Raw genomic sequence first — 4752 nt, 5'->3', positions numbered from 1 at the left:
ATGCCGTAATCGGCCTGGGCGATTGAGGTCGAGGAGAAGGTGTTGGTTTCAAGGATATCTGCGCCGGCGATGGCGTACTGATAGTGGATCTCCTCGATCGCCCCAGGCTGCGTCAGGATCAGCAGATCGTTGTTGCCCTGCTGGTGGCAGGCACAGCCGGCGAAGGCCTCACCCCGGAAATGGTCCTCGTCAAACCCGAGGCCCTGGATCTGCGTGCCCATGGCGCCGTCAAGGATGAGGATGCGTTCGTGCACCGCTGCGGTCAGCGCAGCAAGCATTTCCGACTCGTCGGGCTTTGCCGCGACGGAGCCGAACAATGCGTCCAGCGATGCAGAATTCTGCGACATTTTCATCCTCAAGACGACAGTAGTGTCCAATTCACATAAAGACATCTTTATGTCAACATACGCGCTCCAGCCTGGGTGTCGCGCACCGGAGAGAAAGTTTTGTGTCAAAATCGGTCCAAAAGCAGATGAGATGGATGAGCGGCATGCCCTCGAAGCGGCTTGGGCGGCAGCGCTCAAGCCGGCGCCGCTCCCATGGTGTCTCGACCGATGCAAACAATATTGTGGCCTTTGGCCCAAACTGTCCACTATCGAACGGACGCATTATAGTCGAACGTTTTGCATTTCGTGCGAAGCCCTCAAAGCAACAACAGAAGACGCGCGCGGGGAGAAGGCGCGCCGGCCCAACTTGAGTATCAGCGCGGAGCTACATCATCAGGATGGCACGTCACTTGCACATCAACTTTGGGAAGCCATCGTGACGGCAATTGCCCGCAAACCAAGGGAGATGACGATGGCAATTGGCCTGAATTGCTCGGAGCAACTGAAGATGGCTGAAGATCTGCAGGCGTACCATGCCGAGCCACGGGGACTGATTATGTGGCGAGCCGAGTTGAAGCAATTCATTGACGATCGGGCGAAACACAATAGTCGGCATTGTCTCGCCGTCTGAGGTTGGACGTGAAGGGACCGCGGGCGGGAATATCAGGCAAGAGCTCGGGTCAGAGCTTCCCATACCGCAAGCGTCGAGGCGACGGAGATCGGTCAGGAAATGCTCAGCGTTATGAGCGGGCTCGGGAGGAAGAGAATGCGGAAGGTTGAGAAGATCAGACGAAGCGCTGCTGCAGGCTCCTGCCGAATGAAAGCCCTGCATCGTCCGCTAACGCTTTCGCAGCGTTAGGTGGGAATTCTCAGTCTGCTGGTGCGGCTGACGCTATTCCTAAAACGCGACGAACAGCTCGAATCTAACCAGGACGCAGGTCAGGGGCCTAGCGCGACACTTCTACAAAATCTCGAAATGAAGAGTACCAATATGACAGATAAACTCTCGGTCTCTATCCTGAAAGAAACCCGCGACAACGAGAAGCGGGTTATCATGCTTCCGCAAGGTGTTCGACAGTTTGTCGAGGCCGGTTTTAAGGTTTACGTTGAGCATGATGCCGGAGCCGCCTCGGGAGCGTTTGATGGGGACTACAAGGCGGCAGGGGGCGAAATCGTTTCAACAGACGAGGCTTGGACAGTTTCTCCATTCCTCTTGAAATATAAGTTTCCGAGCGTCGCCGAACGGCGGTACCTGTGCCGCCCGCTGCATATTGGCGCATACTTTTACCCAGGCGAAAACTACGAGCTAACGCACCACCTGCGCGAGCATGGGGTGACAGCCTATAGCTATGAGTACTTTCAGGCCGCAGATGGTTCGTTTCCGCTCATGACGCCCGATAGCGAGATCAGCGGGAAATTGGCTGTGCTCTTTGGGGCCCATCACCTGCTATCGACGCAGGGAGGGCTCGGCATAATGCTGGCTTCCCTACCGGGGATGAAGCCGCCGAAAGTCGTCGTCATCGGGCATGGAAATGTCGGCGCAGCAGCTGCTCGAACAGCCGCAGGTCTCGGAAACGAAGTTGTTGTCTTTGGCTACCGCGAGGAAAGCCTCCGCCGATTTGAGGGGACCGTTCCCTCGAACGTCAAATGCCTGATTGTCTCGCAAGAAGCCCTGGAGCGAGAGATACCCGACGCCGACCTGGTGATCGGAGCGACTTTGATTTCGACCTACGATACACCAGCGATGCTCACAGACGAACTCGTCAAGAAGATGAAGGAAGGCTCGATGATCATCGACGTCACTTGCGGCTATGGAGCAGGATACATCCCGACGGCCCATACATTCACCTGGATGGGCGCGGCACCATATAAGGTGCATGGCGTTTGGCACTACAAGGATCCCGTCATGCCAGCTCACGTGCATCAGACGGCGTCGATCGGGGCAACCACAAACCATACGCGTTATCTTATTAGTCTCGGCAAATCGATTTTCCTTAAGGATTTCCAGGACTCGGTTTCCCAAAAGGGCAAATTTGTTGAAAACGGTGAGATCATCCATCCGCACGTGATTAGCGACTTTGCCTTGATCGATGCATTGGCCAAGAAATCCGCGTGAGGGGGCGGCCATGGCGATGCGGCATAAGATATCATATAAAGAACGGGCCGCGTACTACGATGTCGAATATACGGACACTGTAGACCATGCTTTTCTCGCCAGTCTTGTTGGTGGTTCTACGCGCTCGGTCCTTGAGATTCCGTGTGGGGTCGGGCGTAACGCGCTTAATTTGGCTCGAAGCGGATGTTCGATAGTCGCTGTCGACAACGAACCGGCTATGGTCGAACGGCTGACAGAAAAGGCTGAAAAACTCGGCGTCAACAATGTGTCAGCACTCGTTGGGGATCTCCGGACGTTGGACCTCGAAGAGCGGTTCGACCTTATCCTCGTGCCCCGAGAGGCATTTCAGCTGTTGGTGGACTTGTCCCAGGCGCGGCAGTCGCTCAAAGCGCTGCGACGGCACCTCTCGGACGATGGGACATTGATGATCGACCTATCGTCTTTCGCAAAGGTCAGGCCAGAACAGGCCTACCTCCAGCCAGACTATTTCGATCCTACTGCCCCTGATGGCAGTTGGCGCTTTGAGTGGACGCGCCCGCTAGCCGCCAGGCTCACGTTGTCTCGTCATCGTATGCAGCAACACAATTGTGACGGCACAGTCGACGTGTCGTTCAGACACATTCGTGAGACTGAGACGGCCATCGACGAGACCGAGACGACCATTCGACTTAGGCCTTACTGCGTCGACGAGTTCACGGCGCTTTGCGTCGATGCTGGATTGAAGGTTGAAAAGGTGTTCGGCGACTACGGACGCAACTGGTACCAGCCGAACGACGCCCGAATGATTTTTCTTCTCAGCGCAACTACCGACATTCGGGACGATCAGCTCCCCCCGTCCGGGGTTATGTGGGAACTCGGCCGAGGGTTCCAGAACGACCGTGATGCCTTTCGAACGAAAGACCTGCAGTTGGTTCCAATGCGTCCGTCCGTCCGAGCTTATTTTGAGACCTATCTGACGGAGTATTTCTCCGGCCCCTTCATCAAGGGCCAAGGGGCCGAGGATATTTTGAAGGCGATGGCGGAATGGGGCGTTATGGGAAATGCTCTCGATCTGGGATCTGGAACTTCGACGCTGTTCTGGTATCTCCCAACCAAGGGAGTCAATCGCCTCTCTTGCTGCGACATCGCGCCTGAAGCCCTTAGCGTGCTAGCGAACTTCGTACGGAGCAATCAACCGCTTCCTGAGTGTTACGGTTGGGTAGCCGATCATTTCAAAATATCCAATCACTCGGTCAACCAGCTTCGCGAGCGCTTTGCCGAGTTCTTGATTTTCGACTGCCTGAAGCGGTGGCCAAGTTGGATGGACAGCCACCGATACGACTTGATCACTGCCTTCGGTAATCTAGCGATTTCGGGGACAGCTGACGCGTACGACGATTGCTTCCAGCACATCGCTGATCACCTTGCACCCACGGGCCGAACTATCGGAGCGGATTGGGCAAGGCGGCAGTCATTTGCGCAGAAGGATGGGCACGACAATTCGTATTTGAGCATCGAACTGATAGCCAGCGCGATGAAGAATGCGGGGCTCACCCCGCTGGAATGCCGTCGTATCGAGATACAGCGGGACCCACTTTACGACGCCATTTTCGTTTGGGTCGGCCAGAAAAATAGCTGAGCGATCTCCTTCGATATTTTGGAGCTTTTAGCATGTCGCACAATCGCGAAGGCGGTGCAGGTAGCTTTGTTTCAGTTAACGGCGTGATCTGCGCTGGCGCCCATTATATTGTCGATCTGTTCGGCGGCACAGGTTTGGCAATCCCGCTTTTATCGAAACAGCCATTACGAAAAGCGCACAGTCCGCTGGAGCCACTATACTTTTTTCAAACTTCCATCGGTTTTCACCCGAGGGTGTCTCAGGCGTACTGGTATTGGCGGAATCTCACATCAGTATCCATACTTGGCCAGAGCACAGCTATGCGGCATTAGATGTGTTTATGTGTGGCCGGGCCCGCCCCAAAGAGGCTATTGCCGTTCTGAAGGAAGAGTTCAAGCCGATCCGTGTCGTCGAGTATTTGCTTGCCCGCGGCAGAGCCGACAATGCCGACCAATACTCTCAACCGGATCGGATCGACTCCGAACGTTGGCTCAAGGGGCTTGAGCGCTAATTTTCGATTCATCAATCGCGCGTCGTCGATCTCGTGCGTCAGGCGCCCGTGATTTCGGGCACTGCATCCCGGCGGCCGCCAAGGCGAAGAAAGATCAGAGCTGCTCGATCACCGTAAGCGCCACGCCGCTCCCCTCGTGCGGGGCATGAGGTGAATGTGCGAAGAATCCCCCCGATCGCGAGAGACGGAGCGCCTACGTGGG

At 55.7% G+C, this 4752-nt stretch carries 5 protein-coding genes; 4 read left to right on the top strand and 1 reads right to left on the bottom strand.

Translation table 11 applies throughout. The features are described 5' to 3' along the window. The coding region (locus tag X773_RS0140520) for a homocysteine S-methyltransferase family protein (protein ID WP_156937519.1) at nucleotides 1-347 on the bottom strand (347 nt) is incomplete at its 3' end. 130 nt (nucleotides 348-477) lie between these two features. Here X773_RS0140520 and X773_RS77120 point away from each other — a divergent pair. From X773_RS77120 to speD, 4 genes are all read left to right on the top strand, one after another. Beyond that, nucleotides 478-957 (top strand): hypothetical protein, encoded by a 480-nt coding sequence (locus tag X773_RS77120; RefSeq protein WP_023680905.1) that lies wholly within the window; start codon nucleotides 478-480, stop codon nucleotides 955-957. A gap of 228 nt (nucleotides 958-1185) precedes the next feature. Beyond that, nucleotides 1186-2442, top strand: a complete 1257-nt coding sequence (locus tag X773_RS0140510) for an NAD(P)-dependent oxidoreductase (RefSeq protein WP_023680904.1) — start codon at nucleotides 1186-1188, stop codon at nucleotides 2440-2442. Next, a complete protein-coding gene (locus X773_RS73185; RefSeq protein WP_084641918.1) occupies nucleotides 2417-4060 on the top strand; it encodes a methyltransferase domain-containing protein in 1644 nt (547 codons plus the stop codon). Before X773_RS0140510 ends, X773_RS73185 begins: the two co-directional genes overlap by 26 nt. An 88-nt stretch (nucleotides 4061-4148) precedes the next feature. After that, entirely contained in the window at nucleotides 4149-4550 is a 402-nt protein-coding gene (speD, locus tag X773_RS76045) for an adenosylmethionine decarboxylase (RefSeq protein ID WP_198023679.1), read from the top strand. Nucleotides 4551-4752 lie beyond the last annotated feature (202 nt).

Source organism: Mesorhizobium sp. LSJC280B00, assembly GCF_000502835.1.
Lineage (GTDB): Bacteria > Pseudomonadota > Alphaproteobacteria > Rhizobiales > Rhizobiaceae > Mesorhizobium.
Note: the sequence above shows the minus strand (reverse complement) of the source record. Positions and strands in the feature narration are given on the sequence as shown.

What these genes read in the sequence shown, in the direction of transcription:
- X773_RS73185 (WP_084641918.1), top strand. Translation starts at nt 2,417, where the DNA reads ATGCATTGGCCAAGAAATCCGCGTGAGGGGGCGGCCATGGCGATGCGG.
- X773_RS77120 (WP_023680905.1), top strand. Translation starts at nt 478, where the DNA reads ATGGATGAGCGGCATGCCCTCGAAGCGGCTTGGGCGGCAGCGCTCAAG.